At 60.8% G+C, this 26,564-nt stretch carries 27 protein-coding genes, 1 pseudogene and 1 riboswitch; of the genes and pseudogenes, 17 read left to right on the top strand and 11 right to left on the bottom strand.

Translation table 11 applies throughout. The features are described 5' to 3' along the window. Positions 1-93: 93 nt before the first annotated feature. The 3 genes from hisG to hisC all read left to right on the top strand — a co-directional run bounded on the left by hisG (position 94) and on the right by hisC (position 3,231). Positions 94-729 (top strand): ATP phosphoribosyltransferase, encoded by a 636-nt coding sequence (gene hisG, locus AOA59_RS05055; RefSeq protein WP_003188599.1) that lies wholly within the window; start codon positions 94-96, stop codon positions 727-729. A gap of 126 nt (positions 730-855) precedes the next feature. Next, the gene (hisD, locus tag AOA59_RS05050; RefSeq protein ID WP_056859015.1) at positions 856-2,175 is read left to right on the top strand and encodes a histidinol dehydrogenase; all 1,320 of its coding nucleotides are present in this window, start codon (positions 856-858) and stop codon (positions 2,173-2,175) included. Between the two features lie 3 nt (positions 2,176-2,178). Then, on the top strand, positions 2,179-3,231 hold the full coding sequence (hisC, locus tag AOA59_RS05045) for a histidinol-phosphate transaminase (protein ID WP_065930289.1): 1,053 nt from the start codon (positions 2,179-2,181) through the stop codon (positions 3,229-3,231). 130 nt (positions 3,232-3,361) lie between these two features. Here hisC and AOA59_RS05040 read toward each other — a convergent pair whose 3' ends face one another. Together AOA59_RS05040 and upp are read right to left on the bottom strand one after the other, a co-directional pair. Then, a complete protein-coding gene (locus tag AOA59_RS05040) occupies positions 3,362-4,636 on the bottom strand; it encodes a uracil-xanthine permease family protein (protein WP_017138224.1) in 1,275 nt (424 codons plus the stop codon). Positions 4,637-4,638: 2 nt separating this feature from the next. After that, positions 4,639-5,277, bottom strand: coding sequence for a uracil phosphoribosyltransferase (upp, locus tag AOA59_RS05035; RefSeq protein WP_017138223.1), 639 nt, complete (start codon positions 5,275-5,277; stop codon positions 4,639-4,641). A 164-nt stretch (positions 5,278-5,441) separates the two neighbouring features. Between upp and AOA59_RS05030 the strand changes: the two genes are divergently transcribed. The 4 genes from AOA59_RS05030 to AOA59_RS05015 all read left to right on the top strand — a co-directional run bounded on the left by AOA59_RS05030 (position 5,442) and on the right by AOA59_RS05015 (position 7,469). After that, complete coding sequence (locus tag AOA59_RS05030) at positions 5,442-5,999, top strand: hypoxanthine-guanine phosphoribosyltransferase (protein ID WP_003216150.1); 558 nt, start codon at positions 5,442-5,444, stop codon at positions 5,997-5,999. Between the two features lie 3 nt (positions 6,000-6,002). Further along, the gene (locus tag AOA59_RS05025) at positions 6,003-6,470 is read left to right on the top strand and encodes a WbuC family cupin fold metalloprotein (RefSeq protein ID WP_099486223.1); all 468 of its coding nucleotides are present in this window, start codon (positions 6,003-6,005) and stop codon (positions 6,468-6,470) included. A gap of 36 nt (positions 6,471-6,506) precedes the next feature. Then, a complete protein-coding gene (locus AOA59_RS05020) occupies positions 6,507-6,992 on the top strand; it encodes a hypothetical protein (protein ID WP_099486222.1) in 486 nt (161 codons plus the stop codon). A 189-nt stretch (positions 6,993-7,181) separates the two neighbouring features. Continuing rightward, the gene (locus AOA59_RS05015) at positions 7,182-7,469 is read left to right on the top strand and encodes a PA4642 family protein (protein ID WP_099486220.1); all 288 of its coding nucleotides are present in this window, start codon (positions 7,182-7,184) and stop codon (positions 7,467-7,469) included. Positions 7,470-7,561: 92 nt separating this feature from the next. Here AOA59_RS05015 and mqo read toward each other — a convergent pair whose 3' ends face one another. Then, a complete protein-coding gene (gene mqo / locus AOA59_RS05010) occupies positions 7,562-9,070 on the bottom strand; it encodes a malate dehydrogenase (quinone) (protein ID WP_099486218.1) in 1,509 nt (502 codons plus the stop codon). A gap of 721 nt (positions 9,071-9,791) precedes the next feature. Beyond that, positions 9,792-10,025, bottom strand: a complete 234-nt coding sequence (locus tag AOA59_RS05005) for a hypothetical protein (RefSeq protein WP_081321407.1) — start codon at positions 10,023-10,025, stop codon at positions 9,792-9,794. 182 nt (positions 10,026-10,207) lie between these two features. Here AOA59_RS05005 and AOA59_RS05000 point away from each other — a divergent pair, with 182 nt between their 5' ends. Then, positions 10,208-10,792 (top strand): YajG family lipoprotein, encoded by a 585-nt coding sequence (locus AOA59_RS05000; protein WP_017138217.1) that lies wholly within the window; start codon positions 10,208-10,210, stop codon positions 10,790-10,792. 72 nt (positions 10,793-10,864) lie between these two features. Here AOA59_RS05000 and AOA59_RS04995 read toward each other — a convergent pair whose 3' ends face one another. Beyond that, on the bottom strand, positions 10,865-11,074 hold the full coding sequence (locus AOA59_RS04995) for a hypothetical protein (RefSeq protein ID WP_056859008.1): 210 nt from the start codon (positions 11,072-11,074) through the stop codon (positions 10,865-10,867). 183 nt (positions 11,075-11,257) lie between these two features. Here AOA59_RS04995 and AOA59_RS04990 point away from each other — a divergent pair, with 183 nt between their 5' ends. Then, complete coding sequence (locus AOA59_RS04990; RefSeq protein WP_099486216.1) at positions 11,258-11,515, top strand: hypothetical protein; 258 nt, start codon at positions 11,258-11,260, stop codon at positions 11,513-11,515. A gap of 124 nt (positions 11,516-11,639) precedes the next feature. Here AOA59_RS04990 and AOA59_RS04985 read toward each other — a convergent pair whose 3' ends face one another. After that, a complete protein-coding gene (locus AOA59_RS04985; protein ID WP_178076236.1) occupies positions 11,640-12,803 on the bottom strand; it encodes a 1-acyl-sn-glycerol-3-phosphate acyltransferase in 1,164 nt (387 codons plus the stop codon). A gap of 131 nt (positions 12,804-12,934) precedes the next feature. Here AOA59_RS04985 and AOA59_RS04980 point away from each other — a divergent pair, with 131 nt between their 5' ends. The 3 genes from AOA59_RS04980 to AOA59_RS04970 are packed head-to-tail and all read left to right on the top strand — an operon-like array spanning position 12,935 to position 14,048. Then, positions 12,935-13,117 carry a CPXCG motif-containing cysteine-rich protein gene (locus tag AOA59_RS04980; RefSeq protein ID WP_099486212.1) on the top strand — a complete coding sequence of 61 codons (183 nt, stop codon included), beginning with the start codon at positions 12,935-12,937 and terminating at the stop codon, positions 13,115-13,117. 12 nt (positions 13,118-13,129) lie between these two features. After that, entirely contained in the window at positions 13,130-13,390 is a 261-nt protein-coding gene (locus tag AOA59_RS04975; RefSeq protein ID WP_065930298.1) for a putative signal transducing protein, read from the top strand. A gap of 37 nt (positions 13,391-13,427) precedes the next feature. Beyond that, a complete protein-coding gene (locus AOA59_RS04970) occupies positions 13,428-14,048 on the top strand; it encodes an SOS response-associated peptidase (RefSeq protein WP_099486209.1) in 621 nt (206 codons plus the stop codon). Between the two features lie 114 nt (positions 14,049-14,162). On the opposite strand, the gene AOA59_RS33445 is transcribed toward AOA59_RS04970, so the two are convergent. Together AOA59_RS33445 and AOA59_RS33440 are read right to left on the bottom strand one after the other, a co-directional pair. Further along, a complete protein-coding gene (locus tag AOA59_RS33445; RefSeq protein ID WP_371919056.1) occupies positions 14,163-14,906 on the bottom strand; it encodes a methyl-accepting chemotaxis protein in 744 nt (247 codons plus the stop codon). 114 nt (positions 14,907-15,020) lie between these two features. Further along, a pseudogene (locus tag AOA59_RS33440) lies at positions 15,021-15,215 on the bottom strand (HAMP domain-containing protein); the annotation flags it as partial. Positions 15,216-16,528: 1,313 nt separating this feature from the next. On the opposite strand from AOA59_RS33440, the gene AOA59_RS04960 reads away from it, so the two are divergent. Then, positions 16,529-17,347 (top strand): M48 family metallopeptidase, encoded by an 819-nt coding sequence (locus AOA59_RS04960; protein ID WP_065930301.1) that lies wholly within the window; start codon positions 16,529-16,531, stop codon positions 17,345-17,347. Positions 17,348-17,464: 117 nt separating this feature from the next. Here the strand turns inward: AOA59_RS04960 and AOA59_RS04955 are convergent, their stop codons facing one another. From AOA59_RS04955 to AOA59_RS04945, 3 genes are all read right to left on the bottom strand, one after another. After that, complete coding sequence (locus AOA59_RS04955) at positions 17,465-18,049, bottom strand: TMEM165/GDT1 family protein (protein ID WP_016974259.1); 585 nt, start codon at positions 18,047-18,049, stop codon at positions 17,465-17,467. A gap of 89 nt (positions 18,050-18,138) precedes the next feature. Then, positions 18,139-18,258, bottom strand: a riboswitch (yybP-ykoY riboswitch). A gap of 51 nt (positions 18,259-18,309) precedes the next feature. Next, a complete protein-coding gene (locus tag AOA59_RS04950) occupies positions 18,310-19,308 on the bottom strand; it encodes a class I SAM-dependent methyltransferase (RefSeq protein ID WP_099486206.1) in 999 nt (332 codons plus the stop codon). Positions 19,309-19,338: 30 nt separating this feature from the next. Next, positions 19,339-20,301, bottom strand: coding sequence for a 2-hydroxyacid dehydrogenase (locus AOA59_RS04945; RefSeq protein WP_065930303.1), 963 nt, complete (start codon positions 20,299-20,301; stop codon positions 19,339-19,341). Between the two features lie 87 nt (positions 20,302-20,388). On the opposite strand from AOA59_RS04945, the gene AOA59_RS04940 reads away from it, so the two are divergent. The 4 genes from AOA59_RS04940 to AOA59_RS04920 all read left to right on the top strand — a co-directional run bounded on the left by AOA59_RS04940 (position 20,389) and on the right by AOA59_RS04920 (position 26,563). Continuing rightward, positions 20,389-21,021 carry a LysE family translocator gene (locus tag AOA59_RS04940; RefSeq protein WP_065930304.1) on the top strand — a complete coding sequence of 211 codons (633 nt, stop codon included), beginning with the start codon at positions 20,389-20,391 and terminating at the stop codon, positions 21,019-21,021. A 258-nt stretch (positions 21,022-21,279) separates the two neighbouring features. Beyond that, complete coding sequence (locus tag AOA59_RS04930; protein ID WP_065930305.1) at positions 21,280-22,962, top strand: fatty acid--CoA ligase; 1,683 nt, start codon at positions 21,280-21,282, stop codon at positions 22,960-22,962. Positions 22,963-23,295: 333 nt separating this feature from the next. Beyond that, positions 23,296-25,155 carry a DUF1302 domain-containing protein gene (locus tag AOA59_RS04925; protein ID WP_069786087.1) on the top strand — a complete coding sequence of 620 codons (1,860 nt, stop codon included), beginning with the start codon at positions 23,296-23,298 and terminating at the stop codon, positions 25,153-25,155. Positions 25,156-25,198: 43 nt separating this feature from the next. Further along, complete coding sequence (locus AOA59_RS04920; protein ID WP_099486205.1) at positions 25,199-26,563, top strand: DUF1329 domain-containing protein; 1,365 nt, start codon at positions 25,199-25,201, stop codon at positions 26,561-26,563. Position 26,564: the final 1 nt, after the last annotated feature.

Below are 26,564 nucleotides of genomic sequence, written 5' to 3'. Positions count from 1 at the left end.
TTTGTTTCAAATCGAGGCTGTAATGGCCTCGATCTGTGTCTGGCGCCGTTTGCGACCGGACAGCAATAGCCTGATGAAGGACTGACGTTTCCCATGTTGACCATCGCACTGTCCAAGGGCCGCATCCTTGACGACACTTTGCCGCTTCTGGCTGAAGCGGGCATCGTGCCGACCGAGAATCCGGACAAGAGCCGCAAGCTGATCATCCCCACGACCCAGGACGATGTGCGCCTGTTGATCGTGCGGGCTACCGACGTGCCGACCTACGTTGAACATGGTGCCGCCGACCTCGGCGTTGCCGGTAAAGACGTGCTGATGGAATACGGTGGCCAGGGCCTGTACGAACCGTTGGACCTGCGTATTGCGCTGTGCAAGCTGATGACCGCCGGCCGTGTCGGTGACGTCGAGCCTAAAGGTCGCCTGCGCGTAGCCACCAAGTTCGTCAACGTCGCCAAACGCTACTACGCCGAGCAAGGCCGTCAGGTCGACATCATCAAGCTCTACGGCTCGATGGAGCTGGCGCCGCTGATCGGCCTGGCCGACAAGATCATCGACGTGGTCGACACCGGCAACACCCTGCGTGCCAACGGCCTCGAACCCCAGGATTTCATTGCTGACATCAGCTCCCGCCTGATCGTCAACAAAGCTTCCATGAAAATGCAGCACGCCCGTATCCAGGCGTTGATCGACACCCTGCGCAAGGCAGTGGAGTCTCGACACCGCGGTTGACTCACCCGCGCGGCCTTAGGCCGCGCCCGTCTATCCGCCTCATAGCCAGAATTCTCAGGTGCCCAAGCGGAGCGAACGGTAGTTTAGGGCGCCTGAGTTTTTTGCCAATCCTATGAGGCCCTCGCTATGACCACGTCCACTGCAATTGCCCGACTCAACGCTGCCGACCCGGATTTCGCCCATCATCTGGATCATCTGCTGAGCTGGGAAAGCGTGTCTGACGACTCGGTCAACCAGCGAGTGCTCGACATTATCAAGGCTGTGCGTGAGCGCGGTGATGCGGCGCTGGTGGATTTCACCCGTCAGTTCGACGGCCTGGACGTGAAGTCCATGGCTGACCTGATCCTGCCCCGTGAACGCCTGGAGCTGGCGCTGACACGCATCACAGCACCCCAGCGCCAAGCCCTGGAAGTGGCGGCGGCGCGGGTGCGCAGCTACCACGAAAAACAGAAACAGGATTCCTGGAGCTACACCGAAGCCGACGGCACCGTGCTGGGCCAAAAAGTCACGCCGCTGGACCGCGCCGGTCTGTACGTGCCCGGCGGCAAGGCCTCGTACCCGTCATCGGTGCTGATGAACGCGATCCCGGCCAAAGTGGCGGGCGTAACCGAAGTGGTCATGGTGGTGCCGACCCCGCGTGGTGAAATCAACGAGCTGGTGCTGGCCGCTGCCTGCATCGCCGGCGTCGACCGCGTGTTCACCATTGGGGGGGCGCAAGCCGTTGCGGCCCTGGCCTACGGCACCGAAAGCGTGCCGAAGGTCGACAAGGTGGTTGGCCCCGGCAACATCTATGTCGCCACCGCCAAGCGCCACGTGTTTGGCCAGGTCGGTATCGACATGATCGCCGGCCCTTCGGAAATCCTCGTGGTGTGCGACGGCCAGACCGACCCGGACTGGATCGCCATGGACCTGTTTTCCCAGGCCGAGCACGACGAAGACGCCCAGGCGATTCTGGTCAGCCCGGACGCCGAGTTCCTCGACAAGGTCGCCGCCAGCATCAACACGCTGCTGCCGACCATGGACCGCGCCGAGATCATCGAGAAGTCGATCAATGGCCGTGGTGCGCTGATTCTGGTGCGTGACATGGAACAGGCCATCGAAGTGGCCAACCGCATTGCGCCGGAGCACTTGGAATTATCTGTAGCCGACCCGCAGGCCTGGCTGCCGTCGATCCGCCACGCCGGTGCGATCTTCATGGGCCGCCACACCAGCGAAGCCCTGGGCGACTACTGCGCCGGCCCCAACCACGTGCTGCCCACGTCCGGCACCGCGCGGTTCTCATCGCCGCTGGGGGTGTATGACTTCCAGAAGCGTTCGTCGATTATCTTCTGCTCGCCACAAGGCGCCTCCGAACTGGGCAAGACTGCCTCGGTGCTGGCCCGTGGTGAATCGCTGAGCGCCCACGCGCGTAGCGCCGAATATCGCATCCTTGAAGAGGGGAAATGAGGCATGAGCAAATTCTGGAGCCCCTTCGTCAAGGACCTCGTGCCTTACGTACCCGGCGAACAACCGAAGCTGACCAAACTGGTCAAGCTCAACACCAATGAAAACCCCTACGGCCCATCGCCCAAGGCGCTGGCGGCGATGCAGGCAGAGTTGAACGACAACCTGCGTTTGTACCCCGACCCCAACAGCGACCTGCTCAAGCAGGCCGTGGCCAGGTACTACGGCGTTGACGCCGGCAAAGTGTTCCTCGGCAACGGCTCCGACGAAGTGCTGGCGCACATCTTCCACGGCCTGTTCCAGCACGACTTGCCGCTGCTGTTCCCGGACATCAGCTACAGCTTTTACCCGGTGTACTGCGGCCTTTACGGCATCAAGTCCGCCCCGGTGCCGCTGGATGAGCAATTCCAGATCCGCGTGGCCGACTACGCCAAGCCCAACGGAGGGATCATCTTCCCCAACCCGAACGCGCCGACTGGCTGCGTACTGGCGCTGGACGCGGTGGAGCAGATCCTCAAGGCCAGCCCGGATTCGGTGGTGGTGGTGGATGAAGCCTATATCGACTTCGGCGGCGAAACCGCCATCAGCCTGGTGGATCGCTACCCGAACCTGCTGGTGACCCAGACCCTGTCCAAATCGCGCTCACTGGCCGGTTTGCGTGTAGGCCTGGCCGTGGGCCACCCAGACCTGATCGAAGCGCTGGAGCGGGTCAAGAACAGCTTCAACTCCTACCCGCTGGATCGCCTGGCGATTGTCGGGGCGGCGGCGGCGTTTGAGGACCGTGAGTATTTCGAGAAGACCTGCAAGCAGGTGATCGACAGCCGCAACACGGTGGTCGCGCAATTGGAGGGCAAAGGTTTTGAAGTGTTGCCTTCAGCGGCCAACTTCATCTTTGCCCGTCACCCACGGCACGACGCCGCGGGTTTGGCCGCAAAGCTGCGTGAGCAAGGGGTGATTGTGCGGCACTTCAAGCAGGAGCGGATTGCCCAGTTCCTGCGGATCAGCATCGGTACGCCGGAGCAGAACCAGGCGCTGATCGATGGCCTCGGTGAGCTCTAAGCCACACTGAAGATAAAAAATGTGGGAGCTGGCTTGCCTGCGATAGCGGTGTAACAGTCGACAGATTAGTCGTTTGATACACCGCAATCGCAGGCAAGCCAGCTCCCACACTTATTTTGCGTTGAGCCAGTTAGATCAATGGCTCATCCGGCTTCTTGTTCTTCCAGCCATCATTGCCCGGCAGCAGCAGGTTCAAACCAATCGCTACCACCGCACACAGGGCGATGCCCTTGAGGCCGAAGTCATCCGGGCCAGTGCCGGTGCCGACCAGCACACCGCCAATCCCGAACACCAGGGTCACCGACACAATCACCAGATTGCGCGCCTCGCCCAGGTCGATCTTGTGGCGAATCAGCGTGTTCATGCCCACCGCCGCAATCGAGCCGAACAGCAGGCATAAAATCCCGCCCATCACCGGTACCGGGATGCTTTGCAGCAACGCGCCGAACTTGCCGATAAACGCCAGGCTGATAGCAAACACTGCCGCCCAGGTCATGATTTTCGGGTTGTAGTTCTTGGTCAGCATCACTGCGCCAGTCACTTCGGCGTAGGTGGTGTTTGGCGGGCCGCCGAACAGGCCGGCAGCGGTGGTGGCAATCCCGTCACCCAGCAAGGTGCGGTGCAGGCCGGGCTTTTTCAGGTAATCGCGACCGGTCACACTGCCCACCGCAATCACACCGCCGATATGTTCGATCGCCGGGGCCAGGGCCACCGGGACGATAAACAGAATCGCCTGCCAGTTGAACTCCGGCGCGGTGAAGTGGGGCAGTGCGAACCACGGCGCGGCGGCGATCTTCGCCGTGTCGACCACACCAAAGTAGAACGACATGGCAAAGCCGACCAGCACGCCGGAGATAATCGGCACCAGGCGGAAAATGCCTTTGCCGAATACCGCGACGATCAGGGTGGTCAGCAGTGCCGGCATCGAAATCAGCATCGCCGTCTGGTAATGGATCAGCTCGCTGCCATCACCGGCTTTGCCCATCGCCATGTTGGCGGCAATCGGCGCCATGGCCAGGCCGATCGAGATGATCACCGGGCCTATCACCACCGGCGGCAGCAGGCGGTCGATGAACCCGGTGCCTTTGACCTTAACAGCCAGGCCCAGGAAGGTATAAACGAAACCGGCCGCCATCACTCCGCCCATGGTCGCCGCCAGGCCGAACTGGCCCTTGGCGAGAATGATCGGCGTGATAAACGCAAAGCTCGATGCCAGGAATACCGGCACCTGCCGCCCAGTCACCACCTGGAACAGCAACGTGCCCAGGCCTGCGGTGAACAGTGCGACGTTTGGATCAAGACCTGTGATCAGTGGCATCAACACCAGCGCGCCAAATGCTACAAACAGCATTTGTGCGCCAGACAGGATCTGGCGCCAAAGCGGGTCGTTGAATTCATCCTGCATGCTCACGCGTCCTTCTGCTTGGTGCCGAAGATCTTGTCACCGGCATCGCCCAGGCCTGGGATGATGTAGCCGTGTTCGTTCAAGCGCTCGTCGATGGAGGCGGTGTAGATCTGCACGTCCGGGTGAGCCTTTTCGACGGCGGCGATGCCTTCGGGCGCAGCCACCAGCACCATGGCGCGGATGTCCTTGCAACCGGCCTTTTTCAGCAGGTCGATGGTGGCAACCATGGAACTGCCGGTGGCGAGCATCGGGTCGATGATCATTGCCAGGCGTTCGTTGATTTCCGGGACGAGTTTTTCCAGGTAGGTGTGCGCCTGCAAGGTTTCTTCATTGCGGGCCACGCCCACGGCGCTGACTTTGGCGCCCGGGATCAGGCTGAGCACGCCTTCGAGCATGCCGATACCGGCGCGCAGGATAGGCACTACGGTGATTTTCTTACCGGCGATTTTCTCCACTTGTACGGGACCGGCCCAACCGGGGATCTCGTAGGTTTCAAGCGGCAAATCCTTGGTCGCTTCATAAGTCAGCAGCGCTCCGACTTCCTGAGCAAGCTCACGGAAATTCTTCGTGCTAATGTCGGCACGGCGCATAAGGCCGAGTTTGTGTCGGATCAGCGGGTGGCGGATCTCGCGAGTGGGCATGGGAAAGGCTCCGGCGGCGGGCAAAAAAACCGGCCTAGATTAATCTATCCGAGGGTGTTGTCCTATAGACATCTAGTACGTTAGTCCATTAAGGCTTGATCGTTGCGCCTCACATGCGTACCTTTGCCCGCTTTTCTTGCCACAGCACCCCCTTGGAGAGCGCCATGTCCGCTGATCTCGAGCATATCCGTCAAATCATGCGCGAGGCTGACTGCCTGTACACCGAAGCGCAAGTCGAAGAAGCGATCGCCAAGGTCGGCGCACACATCAGCCGCGAAATGGCCGACACCAACCCGGTGGTCTTCTGCGTGATGAACGGCGGCCTGATTTTCGCCGGCAAATTGCTGACTCATCTGCAATTCCCGCTGGAAGCCTCGTACCTGCATGCCACCCGTTATCGCAACGAGACCAGCGGCGGCGACCTGTTCTGGAAAGCCAAGCCGGAAGTGTCGTTCATCGACCGCGACGTGCTGATCATCGACGACATCCTCGATGAAGGTCACACCCTGGGCGCGATCATCGACTTCTGCAAACACGCCGGTGCGCGCAAAGTGCACACCGCCGTATTGATCGACAAAGACCACGACCGCAAAGCCCGCCCGGACCTCAAAGCCGACTACGTCGGTCTGCCGTGCATCGACCGTTACATTTTCGGCTACGGTATGGACTACAAAGGCTACTGGCGCAACGCCAATGGCATCTACGCGGTTAAAGGGATGTAAACCATGGCGCGCTTTCTTGATCAGACGTTGTTCGCGCAATTGGCCGAGAAAGCGGCTGCCAGCCCTCGCGGCCGGCACCATCACAACTTGCATCAGATGGAAGAACCCTGCCATCGCCTGGCCGTCGGCCTGCAACCCGACACCTATGTGCCGCCGCATCGGCACCTGAGTGCCGACAAGGCGGAAACCTTGCTGGTGCTCAAGGGCAGCCTCGGCATACTGGTGTTCAGCGACACCGGCCAGGTGATTGCCAAGCGCATTTTGCAGGCGGGCGGTGAGTGCGCAGGCGTCGATTTGCCGCCAGGCGTGTTTCATGGCCTGGTGGTGCTGGAACCCGACAGCGTGATGTTTGAATGCAAGGCCGGGCCGTATCGACCGATAGGCGTGGGCGAGTCAGCCGACTGGGCGCCCCGCGAAGGCGAAGCCGGTGTGGCCGAATACCAACGCTGGATGCTCGCCCAGTTCGATTGAGCTACAGTGCTCGGCTATCTTTCTACGGAGCGGCCCATGAGCCTGTTGACACGCACCTGCGGCGCCCTGGCGTTGACTCTCAGTTTGCCACTGGCTGCCGCGCCCGCGCCGATGCACAGCCAGTTCCTGCCGCCGGATGACCTCACCCTGCGCGCGCAAACGCCCGACCAGCAGCAACTGCTGCAAGTTACCGAATATGCGGTGGTGGTGGGTAACCAGCGGCAATCAACGCAACAGCCGATTCCGGTGACCTCGCCGTTGATGATCCGCCTCAAGGGCAAATCCTTGAACAAAGGCGCGACCATCGCCCAGGTGGTGCTCAATTTCGACGCCGAGAGCAAAAGCCTGAAGAAGCCGCTGTTTGATGACGCCAGCAAGACCCTGACCCTTTCTTACCCGATGGCGCAATATCGAGTGATTGTCGACCTGCTGCGCAATAACACGGTGTATGTACAGTTTCTCAGTTATGCCAACGGGCATATCTGGGCGGACCTGCACACAGGCGCCGTTCGCGCAAAGTAATTAAGCCGAATGCAGTCAATGTGGGAGCTGGCTTGCCTGCGATGGCGGCGGGTCAGTTGGCCCAGCTGTCACTGATGCACCGCCATCGCAGGCAAGCCAGCTCCCACATGTGTGTTTGGTTGTTTTCGAAGGCGGTGTCTGGCAGGTAGACTTCCTCTCCCGTGTAATGTCTGCAGGCTGGAGTCGGTAATGCGTAAAGATAAGAAACAGGTGATTGGTGACGAGATCGGCGACGACCAGATCAAGTTGTTCCTGGACTTCGAGCCGGTCGACGCGACCTCACCGTCTCTGCACAAGTTGATCAAGGCTTACCGCGGCCTGCGTATCGACGACTTCGAGCGCTTCCTGGGCTTTTTCAAGGAAGCAGGCCTGGACCTGGACGGCAAGGATGAGCATGGCCAGACCTTCGTCGAGATTATCAAGGACCAGCGCAACGCACCCGAGTACATCGAGCTGATCGAAAACGCTCGCGGCTGATTATCCCGGCCACAAAAAAACGCCCCGAAGGGCGTTTGATCGTTCCCACGCTCCGCGTGGGAATGCCTCCACTGACGCTCCGCGTCAAGACCTCAAGCGAAGCTTTCAGCCTCGTTGCTTTGCTCAACCAGCTCCAGGCTGATGTTGTTCTGCGCATTGATCTTGCGATACAGCTCAGCATCCGTCTCCAGCACTTTTTCCCGCGCCGGGAAGATCTCGTGCAGCTTGGCCGCCCACTCTCCGGCAGCCTTGGCCGGGAAGCAGCGCTCGATCAGTTCCAGCATGATCGAAACCGTCACCGAAGCACCTGGGGACGCGCCCAGCAGGGCGGCCAGCGAGCCGTCTTTGGCCGCGACCAGCTCGGTGCCGAATTGCAGCACGCCGCCTTTTTTCGGGTCTTTCTTGATGATCTGCACCCGTTGGCCGGCCACTTCCAGGCGCCAGTCTTCGGCTTTGGCTTCAGGATAGAAGCGGCGCAGGGATTCCAGGCGCTGCTCCATGGACTGCATCACTTCACTGACCAGGTACTTGGTCAGGTCCATGTTGTCGCGAGCGACCGCCAGCATCGGGCCGATGTTGCCGGCGCGAACCGACAGCGGCAGGTCGAGGAACGACCCGTGCTTGAGGAACTTGGTGGTAAAGCCGGCGTATGGCCCGAACAGCAGGGATTTCTTGCCGTCGACCACGCGGGTGTCCAGGTGCGGCACCGACATCGGCGGCGAGCCCACGGCGGCCTGGCTGTAAACCTTGGCCTGGTGGTGCTTGACCACTTCCGGGTTGTCGCAACGCAGCCACTGGCCACTGACCGGGAAGCCACCGAAGCCTTTGCTTTCTTCGATGCCCGAAGCTTGCAGCAGCGGCAGGGCCGCGCCACCGGCGCCGAGGAAGACGAACTTGGCGTCGACTTCGCGGCTGTTGCCGCTGTTGACGTCCTTGATGCTCACGGTCCAGCCCGCGCCATTGCGCTTGAGGCCGGTGACGCGCTTGCTGTACTTGACTTGGGCATCGGGTGCGCTGGTCAGGTGCGACAGCAGTTGGTTGGTCAGGGCACCGAAATTGACGTCGGTGCCGTTCATCACGCGGGTGGCAGCGATTTTTTCATCGAGCGGGCGGCCCGGCATCATCAGCGGCATCCACTCGGCCATCTCATTGCGGTCTTCGGTGTAATGCATGTCCGAGAATGCATGGTGCTGGCTGAGGGTTTCAAAGCGCTTCTTGAGGAAGGACACGCCTTTGTCGCCCTGCACGAAGCTTAGGTGCGGCACCGGGCTGATAAAGGACTTGGACGAGCCAAAGGTGCCCTTTTTGGTCAGGTACGCCCAGAACTGCTTCGACACCTCGAACTGAGTGTTGATGTGCACGGCTTTCTTGATGTCGATGGAACCATCGGCGGCCTGCGGCGTGTAGTTGAGCTCACACAGCCCGGCGTGGCCGGTGCCGGCGTTGTTCCACGGGTTGGAACTCTCCGCGGCACCCGAATCCATCAGCTCAACGACTTCCAGCTTGAGGCCGGGGTCGAGCTCTTTGAGCAATACGGCCAGGGTGGCACTCATGATGCCGGCCCCTACCAGTACTACGTCGACTGCTTCGTTATGCGCCATTTAACGCGTCTCCAAAATCTGCAGCACCAAATTGACGGCATGGCTGCCAGGAGTGACGGGGCGGTTCACGTGTTGCCCCAGGTTACCCATGGCCAGGATCGCCATGTCCGTTTCGCAATTCTTTGCAACTTCAGCACACGCTTCCTGCCGGCTAATCTGCCTATGAACGCATTCATGGGCGCCTGTGGCAATTCGACTTATGGTCAAAGCGTGCGATTCGTGCAACCAATCCGTAGCGGACAGGCTCAAGCTCCGGTGTTTGAGGAGTACTCGGTCCTGTGTGGTTGGGCTGTTCCAGACGCTGATGGTGCTTGTACAAACGCCAAACTATTCATTTGCTCGCCACACTCTTGTGAAGTTGTGAAAACCCGTTTTTTCACGCTCTTTTGAAGACGTGAACCTCAAAAAAGGGCTGCCCCAGCCTGGCACCTGGCCCGTAAACCCTGCCGACACGCAGCAAGACGGGCAAACAACTCAAGTGGCCGAGCGCAATGGCAGCTCTGGCAGATTCGGCAAAGAGGGGTGGTTTGCAAAGAAATCAGCAAGCGCGCCAGCTTCACTCGATCTGTGTGGGCGGCTCTCTGTGGGCGATTGGGGGGTTAATACCGAGGCATTAACGGTGCTGCGGGGCCCGATCAGGAGACGTCCTTATAATCGGGGGGAGATTGTAGCGAAGAACGTCGGGGAAATGGGCGTGTTTTGTGACTTTTATTAGGGCTGTTCAGGAAGCCAGTGCGTGCCGCGAATGCCTGTGAGCAACCTGCGGGCTGATTCGGGCACTCATCGGCAATGGACGGTGCATCCAGCCCAGATGAGTCTCCGAGACTTCCACCCAGCCATCGCCCACAGGTGGCAGGCTGCACTGCTTGAACGCCACGCAATGGCCGTTGGCATCGAGCCGTGCGTAATGGCGATGGCGGGGGTGTGACATGAACAATGATTTAAGAAGGCGCATGGCTTTGTACCTGTTACGTTACATGCTCGAAGGTTGCCAGTGTGCCATGACAGTGGAGTGACGAAATTATGCGAAATTGTAATTTCAGCCCGCCTTCAGCTGACGTTCAGGATGGCTGGTGAGTGGCCCACATGCGCCGTTATACTGGCGGCCTGTTTGCACCCAGTCCTGGAGAAATGAGTATGTTGCAACGCCTGTTGTTCGGTTTGATCACTGTGACCAGTTTGACCCTGGTTGGCTGCGCCAACAGCCCGCAACAACTCAGCCCGCAACCTAAAGTCACGGCGCAACTGGCGCCTGTCGGCCATGGCCAGCCGGTGTCGGTGCGCGTGGTAGATGGTCGTCCTTCGCCCACCCTGGGTTCCCGTGGTGGCCTGTACCCTGAGACTGCGCTGATTTCGGTCCAGGGTCAGGACGTGCTGCCCAAGCTGCAAGCCCAGGCTGAAGCCGCCGTGCGCCTGCTGGGCTTTACCCCGGCCAACTCGCCGGGCGCGCCGCAGTTGACCATCACCCTGGCTGAGCTCAAGTACCAGTCGCCCAAAGAAGGCCTGTATGTGACGGAAGCCTCCATCGGCGCGACCTTCAAGTCCGACGTCAGCGCCGGCACACGCCGCTACAGTGGCCGCTACGGCGCGTCCCTGAACCAGCGCTTCGGTATGTCGCCGAACCAGGAAACCAACACCAAGCTGGTCAGCGACGTGTTGAGTGATGCCCTGACGCGCTTGTTCAAAGACCCGAGCATCGGTTCGCTTCTCAACGCGCAGTAACCGTCAGGCGGGCGCGCAACGCCCCCATCGCCGGGCTCAGCAATGAGCCCGGTTTTTTTATGCCTGTAGCCTTCATGCAGCCGTTTCGACATAAAAGTCCAGCACACTCACGCCAGTGAGCAGGTCCAGCTCCGGCAGGTCGGCATGCTGGTGCCCGCCGAGGGCGCAATACACCAGCCAGTGGCGGTCCTGAACGTTGAATGCAAGGCCGCCCACCAGGGCTTCCTGCTCATCGTTCTGGGCCATCAGGTACAGCCGATCCTGGTTTTGTGCGTGCAGCATGACAAGCTCCCAAGCGTTCGAAGGGCAACAGAGTGGCTTGTTAAGGTGACGTTCAGGTGACGCTGTAAATTACTGGATACATTAGCCGTACATGGGGGACGGAACGTTTCAGCGGCAGGAGGCCAATATCATTCAGGTTTGTATCTGAATTGATACCAGGACACTCGTCTACCGAGGTTTGCGATGGCGCTGCCCGCACTGTTGATCAATGCTGTGGCTTTATTGGTGGCCTGCTCGGGTGCAGCGCTGCTGTTCATTACCCGCCTGCGCGAGCAGCGAGCGCTGGCCGACCTGACCGCCCAAAGCGAAGACCGCGCGATCGACCAACCGATGTTGTTTCTGGATGTGCGTACCGAACGGTCGCATCGCCTGGCTTACCGCGTCGGGTTTGGCTGCCTCGCCCTGGCGCTGGCCGTGTCCTGGCTCGGCACCCACCTCTAAAACCACTGCAAAACCAAAATGTGGGAGCGGGCTTGCTCGCGAATGCAGGGTGTCAGTCGATACATCTTTGACTGAACCACCGCTTTCGCGAGCAAGCCCGCTCCCACATTTTTTGCTTCGGTGATTAGAGAGGAATCCCGGCCTTGACCCGGTATTGATTCCTTACCGGGGTCGCATACTGCGTCACCAAGTACGGCCGGTGTTCCGCCGGGCACTCATTCAAACGCCGCTCCCACTCCGCCTTGGCCTTGGCCAACTCATCGGCCGGGAACACGTCGGCTGCCGCCGGCACCTGCAATTGCGGGTCGGCGTCGCTCCACTGCGCGTACGCCAGGTAATGCACCGGGAACAGGCGATAACCGCCGAGAATCTGCCGGTCCATTTCCACGGCCAGCAGCTTGGTGTCTTCAAAACGCTCGGTAATCGGCGGGGCAAAGTTCACGTGCACGCGGCCCTTGTAGCCGGTAATACCCAGCGCAATGCTCACATCGTCTTCGCCTGGCGCCTTGCTGTAGGTGCCGGTGGTGGCGCGGATGTACAGCTCGCGGGCCTTGGCGCTGTCGCACGGGTCGTATTCATAGCTGATCGACACCGGCGTCAGGTTCAGCGACTGGATCACCTCGGCAAACGGCTCGTCCTTGCGGCTGACATGGAACATCTTGAGGATTGCCGACTCGGTGCGATCATCGCCATCCTTGGCGCGGCCTTCGGCCTGGGCGATCCAGATCGACTGGCAATCGTTGCGGATCGAATGGTTGATATAGGCCGACAGCAGGTTATACGCCGCCATCTTCTCCTTCCGCCCAGTGATCGAGCGGTGCACGATGAAGCTCTTGTTCAGGCGCATCAGGTCGCTGACAAACGGCTTTTGCAGCAGGTTGTCGCCGATGGCGATACGTGGCGTCGGCAGGCCGGCGTGGTATACGGCATAGTTGACGAAGGCCGGGTCCATCACGATATCGCGATGGTTGGCCAGAAACAGATAGGCGGTGCCGGACTTGAGCTGCTCGACGCCAGTGTAGGTCACGCCGTCCGTCGCGCGATCAATGGTGTGATCGACGTAATACTCGACTTTGTCCTGCAGCGTGGCCACGGTGGTGACGCCGGCAAATTCACGGCGCAGCTTGCGGGCGATCATCGGCTTGAGCAGCCAGCCCAGGGCGCCGGCAAAGCGCGGGAAGCGAAAGTGAGTCAGGATGTCCAGAAAGGCCTTGTCACTGAACAGACGCGCCAGCACGGCCGGGACTTCGCTGTCGTTGTAAGGTCGGATGGTATCGAATTCGCCCATCATGCTCTCTTGTTAGAAACGGCTAGGGTAAGAAAAGGAAATATCAGGGTGCGGCCGCAATATTGGCTCTGCCGTGAATAGCCCTGTAAATAGACCGGCGATTATACGCACAAGTCACCTGGGAGACCGCGATGCTGGAAACCGAGTCGTACGATTGTCCTTATTGTGGTGAACCGGCTGAAGCGGTTCTGGACCTTTTCGGCGGTGATCAAGAATATATAGAGGACTGTCCGGTCTGTTGCCGGCCGATTATTTTCGACCTGCAAGTGCACGGCGATGAATGGATGCTGAACGTGCGCAGCGAAAACGAGTAACAGGTACACCCCATGCAGCGAATCTATGAACCGGAAAACCTGATGGAAGGCGAGCTGCTGCAACAGATGCTTGCCAGCGAAGGCATCGAGGCGCACCTGGTGGGGCGCCATTTGCTCGGTGGCACCGGCGAATTGCCGATCTTCGGCCTGTTGGGCCTGGAAGTGCACAACGACCAGGCTGCCTACGCCCGTGAATTGATTACGGCCTACAACGGCGCCCAACCCATGCCCGGCGATGAACCCGACAGCTTCCCCGACGTGTTGGTCTGTTAGGCTGTCGGTCGGTTTACCCCAAGAGTCGTGTTGCCCCATGTGTGGACGTTATGCCCTGTTTCGCTGGAACCCTTCCTTTGCTGCCTTGCCGGGCTTCCCGGCCGACCAGCAGGCCCAGTGGAACATCTCCCCGAATGATTCGGTGCTGATCCAGCGCCTGAGCGAAGGCCAGCGCACCCTGGCCCGTGCGCGCTGGGGCCTCACGCCACCGTGGCTCACCGACCTGTCGCGCACGCCAGCCCACGCGCGCGCCGAAACCCTGGCCGAACAACCGATGTTTCGCGAAGCCTTGCGCCAGCGCCGCTGCCTGCTGCCGGCCAACGGTTTCTACGAATGGCGCGGCACCCAGCGTAAACGCCCGTATTGGCTGACGCCGGGCGAAGGCTCGACGCTGTTTTTTGCGGCGATCTGGGAGGCTTATCCGGTGCAGGAGCAGGTGTGGCTGAGTACAGCGGTGGTGACCCAGGCCGCGCAGAGCCAGCGGCGGCCGTTGATTCTGGATGCGGCGGGGCAAGAGGCGTGGTTCAATCCTGAGACGCCGCTGCACGTGTTGCAGGGGTTGTTGGCCAGCGAGCCTGCCGCGTTGCGCGAGCGGGTGTTGGCCAATATGGTTAATGATCCGAAGTTGAATGGGCCGGAGTGCCTGACGCCAGGTTGAGGTTGAATGTGCTGGCCTCATCGCAGGCAAGCCAGCTCCCACATGTTGAATGTATTCACAAATCCAAATGTGGGAGCTGGCTTGTCGGGTCGCCGCATCGCTGCGATAGCGGTCTCAGACCTTGAACTGATTGATCAACCGCCGCTGCTGCTCCGCCAGCTTGGTCAGATCCGCACTCGCTGCACTGGACTCATCCGCACCACCCGCCACCTCATTGGCCACCTGGCCAATATTGATCACATTGCGATTGATGTCCTCGGCCACCGCGCTCTGTTCCTCGGCCGCACTGGCGATCTGCGTGTTCATGTCGTTGATCACCGACACCGCCTGGGTAATGGTCTCCAGCGCTTGGGCCGCCTTCGCCGCGTGCTGCACACTTTCGTCGGTACGGTTCTGGCTGTCTTCCATCACCCGCACCACATCCCGCGTGCCTTGTTGCAGCTGCTGGATCATGGTCTGGATTTCTTCGGTGGCCTTCTGGGTTTTCTGTGCCAGGTTGCGCACCTCATCGGCCACCACCGCAAAACCACGGCCTTGTTCGCCGGCACGGGCTGCCTCAATGGCGGCGTTGAGCGCCAGCAGGTTGGTCTGCTCGGCAATTCCGCGAATCGCCGTGAGGATCGCGTTGATGTTTTCGCTGTCCTTGGCCAGGGTTTGCACCACGCCCACGGCTTTGCCGATTTCTTCAGCCAACGCGCCGATGGACGTGGACGTCTCGCGCACAATGCGCATGCCCTGGCTCGCGGCCTGGTCGGCGTGGCTGGCAGCTTGCGCGGCCTGGGTGGCGTTACGTGCCACGTCTTGCGCAGTGGCGGTCATTTCGTGCACAGCGGTGGCCACCTGGTCGATCTCGACCATCTGTTTATGCACGCCCTGGTTGGTGCGAATCGCGATGTCGGCGGTGTGTTCCGATGAGTCGCTGACCTTCTGCACCGAACTCACTACCTGAGTGATCATGCCCTGCAACTTGATCAGGAAGGTATTGAAGCCGTTGGCAATCGCGCCCAGCTCATCGGCGCGATCACTGGTGAGGCGGCGGGTGAGGTCGCCTTCGCCTTGGGCGATATCGTTAAGCATCGCCACCATCTGCTTGAGCGGGCGGGCGATGCCATGGCCCACCAGCCAGATCACCAGCAAACCGATACCGGCGATCAACAGGCCAACCATAGCCATGCCGAAGGTGTCGGTCTTGCGTTGGGCTTGCAGGTCGCTTTGCAGCTTCTGCGAGTCGGCCATCACAGCGCTCAGCGGCAGTTGCAGCATCAACGTCCAGCGCGCTTCGGTCTGGCCGATGTTGAAGGGCAGGAACAGTTCGATATGCCCGTGTTCCTTGTCGATGTCGTAGCGCACTTCGCCGACTTTCAACTGGGCCAGGTTGGCCAGCTCGTTGCTGTCGAGCAGGTCGCTGGCTTTTTCGCCAAGCTTGCCGGCGTCCTTGGTGTAGGCCACCAGGCGACCGTTGCTGGAAATCAGCGCGAGTTCGCCGGCGCCGTTATAGAGGTTCTGGTCGGCGCGGGTGAGCATGTCCTGGATAAAGTTCACCGACAGGTCGGCGCCGACGATGCCCTGGAACGTGCCGTCGACCATGATCGGTTCTATAAACGAGGCGAGCATCACCATCGCGTTCCCGACCTTGTAAGGCGCCGGGTCGATGGCGCAGGGTTTCTTGCTCTCCTTGGAGCACAGGTAGTACTCACTGGCGCGCACGCCGGTGGACAGGATTTTCTGGTCGTTGACGTCGGCGAGCTTATCCAGGCCCAGGCTGCCATCGGCGTTGCGGTACCACCACGGCAGGAAACGGCCGTCGGCGGCCATGCCGACAATTGGGGTGTTTACGTAGGCGGCATCGTTATGGTCGATGGCATTGGGTTCCCAGCCGATGTAGGCGCCGAGGATTTTCGGGTTGCGCGCCACGGTTTCATGCAGCAGGTTGATCAATTGCTCACGGCCGACCTGCAGCGCGGGTTCGCCCTTGGCGTCTTTCATCGCGAGCAGGGCGTTGGCGGTGGCCAGGCCTTTGGCGGTCACCAGCGGCGCTTCCAGTTCGCGCTGGACCAGCGTGGCCTGGGTTTGCACAAGGGCGGTGAGACGCTGCTCGATGATCTGCTCGAACTGTGCCTGGGTGCGCTCCTGCACCAACTCCTGGGTGCGGGCACCGGCAAACACTGCATAGAGCACCAGCACCGCGACCACGCTCAGCACGATGGCTCCGGTCAGTGCGGCGACAGAAAACTGAATCGACTTGAATTTCATGGAGGCTCCAGGCGCAGGGGCAGGTGGGCTGCCTTTTATGTATCGGCCATGGGCTCTGGAGGCTTAAGGCTTGGCCGGCAAAATAGTGCGAGATGTCGCAAACGAGCTGTTCGCCGCCGCTGTGGGGGTGTGGGATGTATCTGAAAGTTAGTGGTTAAACGTCGCGTGTATCTGGCGTTGATACGAATGACCGCCTAGGATACGCACCAGGTTTCAGGGAGAGCGTCATGAAAAAGTCATTGGCAGTAAGCGTACTCAGCGCAGCGATGCTGCTGGCAGGTTGCCAGTCGGTTAACACCACCAGCGGCGGTGCCGTTGGCGTGGAGCGCAAGCAGTACATGTTCAGCATGCTGTCGAGCCAGGAAGTCGACCAGATGTATGCCCAGTCCTACCAGCAGACGCTGGGCGAGGCGAGCGGCAAGGGCATGCTCGACAAGACCAGTGCCAACGCCAAGCGCGTGCAGGCCATCGCCAACCGTCTGATCGCCCAGGCGCCGACTTTCCGCCCGGATGCGGCGCAGTGGAAGTGGGAAGTGAACCTGATCAAAAGCGATGAGATGAACGCCAACTGCGGGCCTGGCGGCAAGATCTTCGTGTACAGCGGGTTGATCGACAAGCTCAAGCTCACCGACGACGAGCTGGCCGCCGTGATGGGTCATGAAATCGCCCACGCCTTGCGTGAACACGGGCGTGAGGCCATGTCCAAGGCGTATGGCATCGAGATGGCCAAGCAGGGCGCCGGTGCGTTGTTCGGCCTGGGCCAGGACAGCCTGGCGTTGGCCGATACCGTGGCCAACTACGGTATGACCTTGCCTAACAGTCGCGCCAATGAAAACGAAGCCGACCTGATCGGCCTCGAGCTATCGGCCCGCGCCGGCTACAACCCGAATGCCGCGATCACCTTGTGGAACAAGATGGCCAAGGCGTCGGAAGGCGCGCCGCCGGAGTTCATGAGCACTCACCCGGCTTCCGACAGCCGAATCGCCTCGTTGCAGGCGGCGATTCCGAAGGTGATGCCGCTTTACCAGCAGGCCAAAAAATCCTGAGTTAACGCGGTCCAGTGTGGGAGCCGGGCTTGCCCGCGATGCAGGCGACTCGGTTTGTCAGGTGTACCGAGGTGATGCCATCGCAGGCAAGCCAGCTCCCACAGGTTTACATCGGGTTTAGATCCAGCCGCTGCTTTGCATGGCCTTGTACACCGCCACCACCGCCAGGACGAAAAACGCCGTAGCCGCCAGTCGACGAATCAAGGTCAGCGGCAGTTTTTCCGCCGCAAAATTACCCGCCAATACCACCGGCACGTTGGCAATCAGCATGCCCAGCGTGGTGCCGATAATCACCAGCCACAACTCCGGGTACTGCGCCGCCAGCATCACCGTGGCGATCTGGGTCTTGTCACCGATTTCGGCGAGGAAGAACGCAATCAGTGTGGTCAGGAACGGCCCGAATTTGCGCGTGGTACTGGCTTCGTCATCGTCGAGTTTGTCCGGCACCAAAGTCCACAGCGCGGTGGCACAGAAGCTCGCTGCGAGAATCCAGTGCAACACCGCATCCGAGAAGAAACTGCCGAACCAGGCCCCTACGGCACCGGCGGCCGCATGGTTGGCCAGAGTCGCGGCGACAATGCCGGCGATGATCGGCCAGGGTTTGCGAAAGCGTGCGGCAAGGATGAGCGCGAGCAGTTGCGTCTTGTCGCCGATTTCGGCCAAGGCAACGATTGCGGTAGGAACGAGTAGTGAATCCAGCATCAGGTAGGTTTCCAGGGGCGGGTCGACACGGCTATGACACGTACAGCCTTCCCGCCCCGGGTAAGGTGTGCGTGTCATAGGTCTTGTCAAACCCCGGTCCGTCTGTGCGGACTCCTGGGTCGCATACGCCATGGTCTGCTGACCAAGTATGTTGACGTATGCCGGACGAGCGTGAGGCTCGTGGGAGACTACTCCCCTAGGACGGAGCGGATTCTGCCAAGGCAAATCCCATTCGGCAAGCGTTCTTTTTCAAATCGCCATCAGCCGCGTTTGGCACGATAAATGCGAAAACCATTGCCTTCGGCCTTCACCGCACACACGCCCAGATGCTCTTCGATCAGCGGTTGGTACTTGAGGAAGCTGTTGGCGACTAAGCGAAGTTCGCCACCTTTTGCCAAGTGTTTCGCCGCTTTTAGCAGCAAGTTCTCCGTGGCGAAATAATCCGTGTGCACACCGACATGGAACGGCGGGTTGCTCAAAATCGCGTTCAAACCCATCGGCGCGGCGTCGATGCCATCTCCGGTCAATACCTCGGCTTCCAGACCATTGGCTGCCAGGGTCAGGCGACTGCTGGCGGCGGCGAAGGCGTCCACGTCGAGCATCGTCACGCTGTTATGCGGGTAGCGGCGTTTGACCGCCGCCCCAAGCACGCCGGCGCCGCAACCAAAGTCGAGCAGATGCCCGCTCGGCAGCTTATCCAGATGCGCCAGCAGCAGCTCGGTGCCGCGATCCAGGCGGCCATGGCTGAACACGCCGGGCAGGCTCACCACCTTCAGCGGCCCTTCGGCCAGCGGCACCTCGAAGACTTGCGCCAGGCTTTCCAGCGCGACCGCCTGCGGAGCGTTGGCCACGGTGACTTGCCACAGTTGGCAGTGCCGCGCGTTGTCGAGCTTGCGCGGCTTGCCGAACGGGATCATCTGCTTGGCGGCGCTTTCGATGCCGCCCTTTTTTTCCCCGACCAGAAACAGCTCGGCGCCGGGCAAGCGTGCGGCCACGGCGTTGAGCAGGTAGTCGGTGAGGTCTTTGGATTTTGGAAGGAAAATCACCGCCGCATCAAACCCGCGTTCGGGCACGTTCACGCCGAACTGGCTGCGCTCGGGAAAGCGCGCATCCAGTGCGGCCTGATCGCCCGCATGCCAGCTCCAGCCGTGGGCATTGGGCAGGCGGCCGAGCAAGTCGTCGGCAGGCAAACCTACCAGCAGCAGGTTGCCTTGAAAAAGTTCGGCCTGACGAAGCAGTACTTCACTGCGCGGATCCATAGTCTGCTCCTTGAAAAGGGGCGCAGTTTATCAACTGACGACGCGCAGCGGGGCACCGCTGAAAAAGCCTCGGGCGTTTTCAGCCAGTTGGCCGACGATACGCTGGCGCGCTTCGCGACTGCCCCAGGCATTGTGGGGGGTAACGATCAAGCGAGGAATGTCGCCGGCCAGCAGCGGGTTGCCATTCACGGGCGGTTCGACGCTCAGTACGTCGGTGGCCGCGCCGCCCAAATGGCCGCTGCGCAAGGCATCTGCCAGCGCCTGTTCGTTGATCAAACCACCGCGCGCGGTGTTGACGATAAACGCGCCCGGCTTGAGCAGCGCCAGTTCGCGGGCGCCGATGAAGTCGCGCGTGTGTTCATTGAGCGGGCAGTGCAAGGTCAGTGCGTCGACCTGTGCGAGCAGTTCATCCAGCGGCACGCGGTCGGCGCGGGCAGGGCGCCCGGGAATGGCGCCGAGCACCACGCGCATGCCGAAGGCTTCGGCCAGGCGTGCCACCGCGCCACCCAGTTCACCATGGCCGAGCAGGCCGAGGGTTTTGCCTTCCAGCTCGACAATCGGGTAGTCCAGCAGGCAGAACTGCCTGGCCTGTTGCCATTTGCCTGCCGCCACATCCAGTTGATAGTCCTTCAAGCGCGTCGCCAGGTTGAGCAGCAGCATGATCGTGTGCTGCGCCACCGACGGCGTACCGTAGCCGTGGCAATTGCTCACGGTAATGCCGTGGGCGCGGGCGGCGTCGAGGTCGACATTGTTGGTGCCGGTGGCCGACACCAGGATCAGCTTGAGCTCGGGGCAGGCCGCCAGGGTTTGCGCGTTGAGGAGGATCTTGTTACTGATCACCACCTGGGCGCCTTGCACGCGTTCAAGTACATTCTGCGGCGTGGTGTCGGTGAACAACTGCAAGTCACTGAAGCGGTTGCGCAGTTCGCTGAGGTCGAGGTCGCCCAGGTCCAGGGACGGGTGATCAAGGAAGACGGCGCGGCGATTGTTCATTCTCAACTGTACCTTTTGCGACGAGGTTCGAAGGCGTAATCTGCCGAGCCTATCAGATGAAATAATCAGTTACTTAATGGAGTGAGCATGTACGTCGCCGAGTTTTTGACCGTAGCCTTGATTCACTTGTTGGCGGTGGCCAGCCCCGGCCCGGATTTCGCCGTGGTGGTGCGTGAAAGTGTGACCCATGGCCGTCGCGCCGGCACCTGGACCGCGCTGGGCGTGGGCTCGGCGATTTTCCTGCACGTGGGGTACTCGCTGCTGGGCATCGGCTTGATCGTGTCGCAGTCCATTGTGCTGTTCAACGCGCTGAAGTGGGCCGCCGCTGCGTACCTGCTGTACATCGGTTTCAAGGCCCTGCGCGCGCAGCCGGCCAAGCCGCCCGCCGAGGGCGAGTTGCACCCTGAAGTCGGCGAGCGCACCCCGCGCGGGGCGTTTACCGCAGGGTTTGTGACCAATGGCTTGAACCCCAAGGCCACACTGTTTTTCCTGTCGTTGTTCACGGTGGTGATCAACCCGCACACGCCGCTGGCGATCCAGGCCGGTTACGGTGTGTACCTGGCGGTGGCGACGGCGTTGTGGTTTTGCCTGGTGGCCATGTTGTTCAGCCAGCAGCGCGTACGCGCCGGGTTTGCGCGGATGGGGCATTGGTTTGATCGGACCATGGGCGCGGTGCTGATTGCCATTGGCGTGAAGTTGGCGTTTACCAGCATGAAATAAACCCACGCGGGTAACACACTGCCCCTGTGGGAGCCGGGCTTGCCCGCGATGCAGGCGCCTCGGTGTATCAGTTGCACCGAGGCGACGCTATCGCAGGCAAGCCAGCTCCCACAGGGAATCACTGTAAGGCTCCAATGCTGGCGCAAAGCTAGCATTCATTGGCCGCTGCAAATCATTCCTTTGGCTGATTTGGCTGAAACATTAGCGCTCTACAGTGCAGGTCTTAGCCAAGACCGTGCAGTCAGATAAGGGATTCGTATGTTGCAGACCCGTGTTATCCCGCCCGCCGAAGGCGCTTACCAATACCCGCTGTTGATCAAACGCCTGCTGATGTCCGGGGCGCGTTACGAGAAGACCCGGGAAATCATCTACCGCGACAAGCTGCGCTACACCTACCCAACCCTGATCGAGCGGGTCGCACGGCTGGCCAATGTGCTGACCGAAGCCGGGGTCAAGGCCGGTGACACGGTTGCCGTGATGGACTGGGACAGCCACCGTTACCTGGAGTGCATGTTCGCCATCCCGATGATCGGCGCGGTGATCCACACCATCAACGTGCGTCTTTCGCCGGAACAGATTCTCTACACCATGAACCACGCCGAAGACCGCTTTGTGCTGGTCAACAGCGAGTTCGTGGGGCTCTACCAGGCAATTGCCGGGCAACTGACCACGGTCGACAAAACCCTGCTGCTCACCGACGGTGAGGCCAGGACTGCCGAGCTGCCGAACCTGGTCGGCGAGTACGAAACCCTGCTGGCGGCCGCCGGCCCCAAGTACGACTTCCAAGACTTCGACGAAAATTCCGTCGCCACCACCTTCTACACCACCGGCACCACCGGCAACCCCAAAGGCGTGTACTTCACCCACCGCCAACTGGTGCTGCACACCATCGGTGTGGCGACCATCATGGGCAGCGTCGACAGCGTGCGCCTGCTGGGCACCAACGACGTGTACATGCCGATCACGCCGATGTTCCACGTGCACGCCTGGGGCCTGCCGTATGTGGCAACCATGCTTGGCTTGAAACAGGTCTACCCCGGTCGCTACGACCCGGAATACCTGGTGGAGCTGTGGCGCAAGGAGAAGGTCACCTTCTCCCACTGCGTGCCGACCATCCTGCAAATGGTGCTCAATGCCAAGGCCGCCCAGAATGTGGATTTTGGTGGCTGGAAAATCGTCATCGGCGGCAGCGCGCTCAACCGCACGTTGTATGAAGCGTCCAAGGCGCGGGGCATTCAACTGACGGCCGCGTATGGCATGTCCGAGACCGGGCCGCTGGTGTCCTGCGCTCACCTCAACGAAGAGTTGATGGCGGGCACCGAGGACGAGCGCACCACCTACCGCATCAAGGCCGGCGTGCCCGGGCCGTTGGTGGAAGCGGCAATTATCGACGGCAACGGCAACTTCTTGCCCGCCGACGGCGAGTCCCAGGGCGAGCTGGTGCTGCGTGCACCGTGGCTCAGCGAAGGGTATTTCAACGAGCCGCAAAAGGGCGCCGAGCTGTGGGAAGGCGGCTGGATGCACACCGGCGACGTGGCCACGCTGGACGCGTTTGGGGTGATCGATATTCGCGATCGCATCAAGGACGTGATCAAGACCGGCGGCGAGTGGATCTCGTCATTGGCCCTCGAAGATTTGGTCAGCCGTCACCCGGCGGTACGCGAAGTAGCGGTGGTGGGCATCGCCGACCCACAGTGGGGCGAGCGCCCGTTTGCGTTGCTGGTGGTGCGTGATGGCCATGTGATAGGTGCCCGCGAGCTCAAAGAGCATCTCAAGCCGTTTGTCGAACTGGGCCACTTGAGCAAGTGGGCGATTCCAAGCCAGATCGCCGTTGTTACCGAAATTCCCAAGACCAGTGTCGGCAAACTCGACAAAAAACGTATCCGCGTTGACATCATCGAATGGCAGGCCAACAACAGCACGTTCCTGTCCACGCTCTGACCCCCTTCGCCGCGCCCGTTCGGGCGCGGCAATGCTCTAACTCGTGGCTTCACTTGTGATTTTGGGATTTTCAGCCATCCTTGCCTCGCCGGCCTTCGTCGGCGTGGCGAAAGGACTGTGGCAGACGGGTTGGTGATGCAAATCACACTTTAGAGGGATCAAGCGGTACCCCCTGCTGGCTATAGTCCCACTCAGAGTTTTTCACGGATGTTGCGCTGCGGGCCATGGGGGCCCGGTTGCCGTTCGGCATTGGAGTCGTTGTATTCCGGCCGTTACATGCATCCAGACGAAAGAACTCACTGCCATAACAATAATGCACATGGAGTAGCGTCGATGACCTCAGTAAACCAGTTCTGGCGCCGGGCAAGACTGCCCCTGGCCGTCAGTCTCGCTTCTACGCTCGCCGGGCCTGCATTCGGCGTCAGTTTCAACATCGGTGAAATCGAAGGCAGCTTCGACTCATCCCTGTCGGTGGGGGCGAGCTGGTCGACTGCCGGTCGCAATAAAGACCTGATCGGTGCCAACAACGGTGGCAGGGGGTTATCGCAGACCTCCGATGATGGCCACTTGAACTTTGACAAGGGTGATTCCTTCTCGAAGATCTTCAAGGGTATCCATGACCTCGAGTTGAAATACGGCGACACCGGCATCTTTGTGCGTGGCAAGTACTGGTATGACTTCGCGCTGCAAAACGAAGACCTGGACTTCAAGAACGTCAGCAACAACAACCGCAAAGAGGGCGCCAAGTCTTCCGGCGGGCAGATCCTCGATGCCTTCATCTACCACAACTACACCATCGCCGATCAGCCGGGTAACGTGCGGTTCGGTAAACAGGTGGTGAGCTGGGGTGAAAGCACCTTCATCGGTGGCGGTATCAACTCCATCAACCCGATTGACGTGTCTGCGTTCCGTCGTCCGGGCGCCGAAATCAAGGAAGGCTTGATTCCGGTCAACATGTTCTACGTGTCGCAAACCCTGACCGATAACCTCTCGGCCGAAGCGTTCTACCAGCTCGAATGGGACCAGACCGTCACCGATAACTGCGGCACATTCTTCTCCCAGCCGGACGTCATCTCGGATGGTTGCAGCAATAACCTGCGGGTGCTGAACAAGCGCTCCACCATCCCTGGCGCGGCCTTGCCGACCCTTAACGCCCTGGGCGTGGATGTGAACAACGAAGGGGTGCTGGTACGTCGCGGCGGTGACCGTGATGCACGCGACAGCGGCCAGTTCGGCGTGGCCATGCACTACAACTTCGAGCCGCTGGACACGGAGTTCGGTGCGTACTTCATGAACTACCACAGCCGTGCGCCGATCTTCAGCGCCACCGGTGCGCCAAACTCGGCCTTCACCCGTCCGCTGGGGCCGCTGGCGGCCTTGCGGCCATTGATCGTGGCAGGCAGCTCCCAGTACTTCGTCGAGTACCCGGAAGATATCCGCCTCTACGGCTTGAGCTTCTCCACCACGTTGCCTACCGGCACCGCCTGGAGTGGTGAACTGAGCTACCGGCCAAACGCGCCGGTACAACTGAGCACCACCGATATCCTGTACGCGGGCGTCACGCCGATTCCGGGCTTTGGCAATGCGTCGGTGCTCAAGGGCACACCGGGCCAGGACCTGCACGGCTACAACCGCAAGGAAGTGACCCAGTTCCAGACCACCTTCACGCACTTCTTCGACCAGGTCATGGGCGCCACCCGCCTGACCACCGTGGGTGAAATCGGTGTGACCCACGTCGGCGGCCTGGAGAGCAAAAACCAGGCACGTTACGGCCGTGATCCGGTCTTCGGCCCTGGCACGCTGCCCGGCGGCTTCTGCAATGCGCTTAACAATTCGACAGCCAACGGCGCAGGCCTGCCGAATGCGTCCGGCCTGAACACCAATTGCAACAACGACGGCTACACCACCGCCACGTCCTGGGGTTATCGCGCCCGGGCCATCTGGGAATACCCGGATGTGTTTGCCGGCGTGAACCTCAAGCCCAACGTGGCCTGGTCCCATGACGTCAAAGGTTACTCGCCAGGCCCTGGCGGCAACTTTGAAGAAGGTCGCAAGGCCGTCAGCCTGGGTGTGGATGCCGAGTACCAGAACACCTACACCGTCAGCCTCAACTACACCAACTTCTTTGGTGGCAAGTTCACCACCGTGGATGACCGTGACTTCATCGCGCTGAGCGCCGGCGTGAACTTCTAGGCACAACCTCTTTAAGCAGTCTGTTTTCAGGAAGAACCAGAACATGAAAATAACTAAAAGTCTGTTGCACGTGGGTGTGCTTGGGCTGTCGATCCTGGCGAGTAACGTCATGGCGGCAGTCTCGGCGGATGAAGCCGCCAAGTTGGGCACGACCCTGACGCCGATGGGCGCTGAGATGGCCGGTAATGCGGCCGGCACCATTCCTAAATGGTCGCCGCTGCCTACCAATGCCGGCGCCGTGGATGCCCGTGGCTTCCTGGCCAACCCGTATGCCAGCGAACAGCCGCAGTTCACTATCACCGCGCAGAACGTCGAGCAGTACAAGGACAAGCTGGCGCCGGGGCAGTACGCGATGTTCAAGCGCTACCCGGACACCTTCAAGATGCCGGTGTACCCGACCCATCGCGGCGCTACCGTGCCGGCCGATGTGTTTGCCTCGATCAAGAAGAACGCCACCAACACCAACCTGGTGTCCGGCGGTAACGGCCTGGAAAACTTCGAAACCGCGGTTCCGTTCCCGATTCCGAAAAGCGGCGTGGAAGTCATCTGGAACCACATCACCCGCTATCGCGGCGGCAGCGTGACCCGCCTGGTGACCCAGGCCACGCCGCAAACCAACGGCTCGTTCAGCCTGGTGTACTTCCGCGATCAGTTCGTGTTCCGCGACAAGATGAAGGACTACGACCCGAAAAACCCGGGCAACGTGCTGTTCTACTTCAAGCAGCAAGTCACCGCACCGGCGCGTCTGGCCGGTGGTGTACTGCTGGTGCATGAAACCCTGGACCAGGTTAAGGAGCCGCGTTCGGCATGGGTCTACAACGCCGGCCAGCGCCGTGTGCGCCGGGCGCCGCAAGTGTCCTATGACGGGCCGGGTACTGCTGCCGATGGCCTGCGTACCTCCGACAACCTCGACATGTACAACGGCGCACCGGACCGCTACGACTGGAAGCTTGAAGGCAAGAAAGAAATCTACATCGCCTCCAACAGCTACAAGATCGACGATCCGAAGCTCAAGTACGCCGACATCATCAAGGCCGGCCACATCAACCAGGACCTGGCGCGCTATGAGCTGCGCCGCGTCTGGCACGTGGTCGCGACCCTGAAGGAAGGCCAGCGCCACATCTATGCCAAGCGTGACTTCTTCATCGACGAAGACACCTGGCAAGCAGCGGTCATCGACCACTACGACGGTCGCGGCCAACTGTGGCGCGTCGCCGAAGCCCATGCCGAGAACTACTACGACAAGCAAGTGCCGTGGTACGCCATCGAAACCCTCTACGACCTGCAGTCCGGCCGCTACCTGGCCCTGGGCATGAAGAACGAAGAGAAGCAGGCCTATGACTTCGGTTTCACCGCCTCCACCGCAGACTTCTCCCCGGCGGCCTTGCGCCAGGATGGGGTTCGCTAAG

The organism is Pseudomonas sp. 2822-15, from assembly GCF_002742515.1.
Classification (GTDB): Bacteria; Pseudomonadota; Gammaproteobacteria; order Pseudomonadales; family Pseudomonadaceae; genus Aquipseudomonas; species Aquipseudomonas salomonii.
This window is presented reverse-complemented; position numbering and strand designations above follow the sequence as displayed.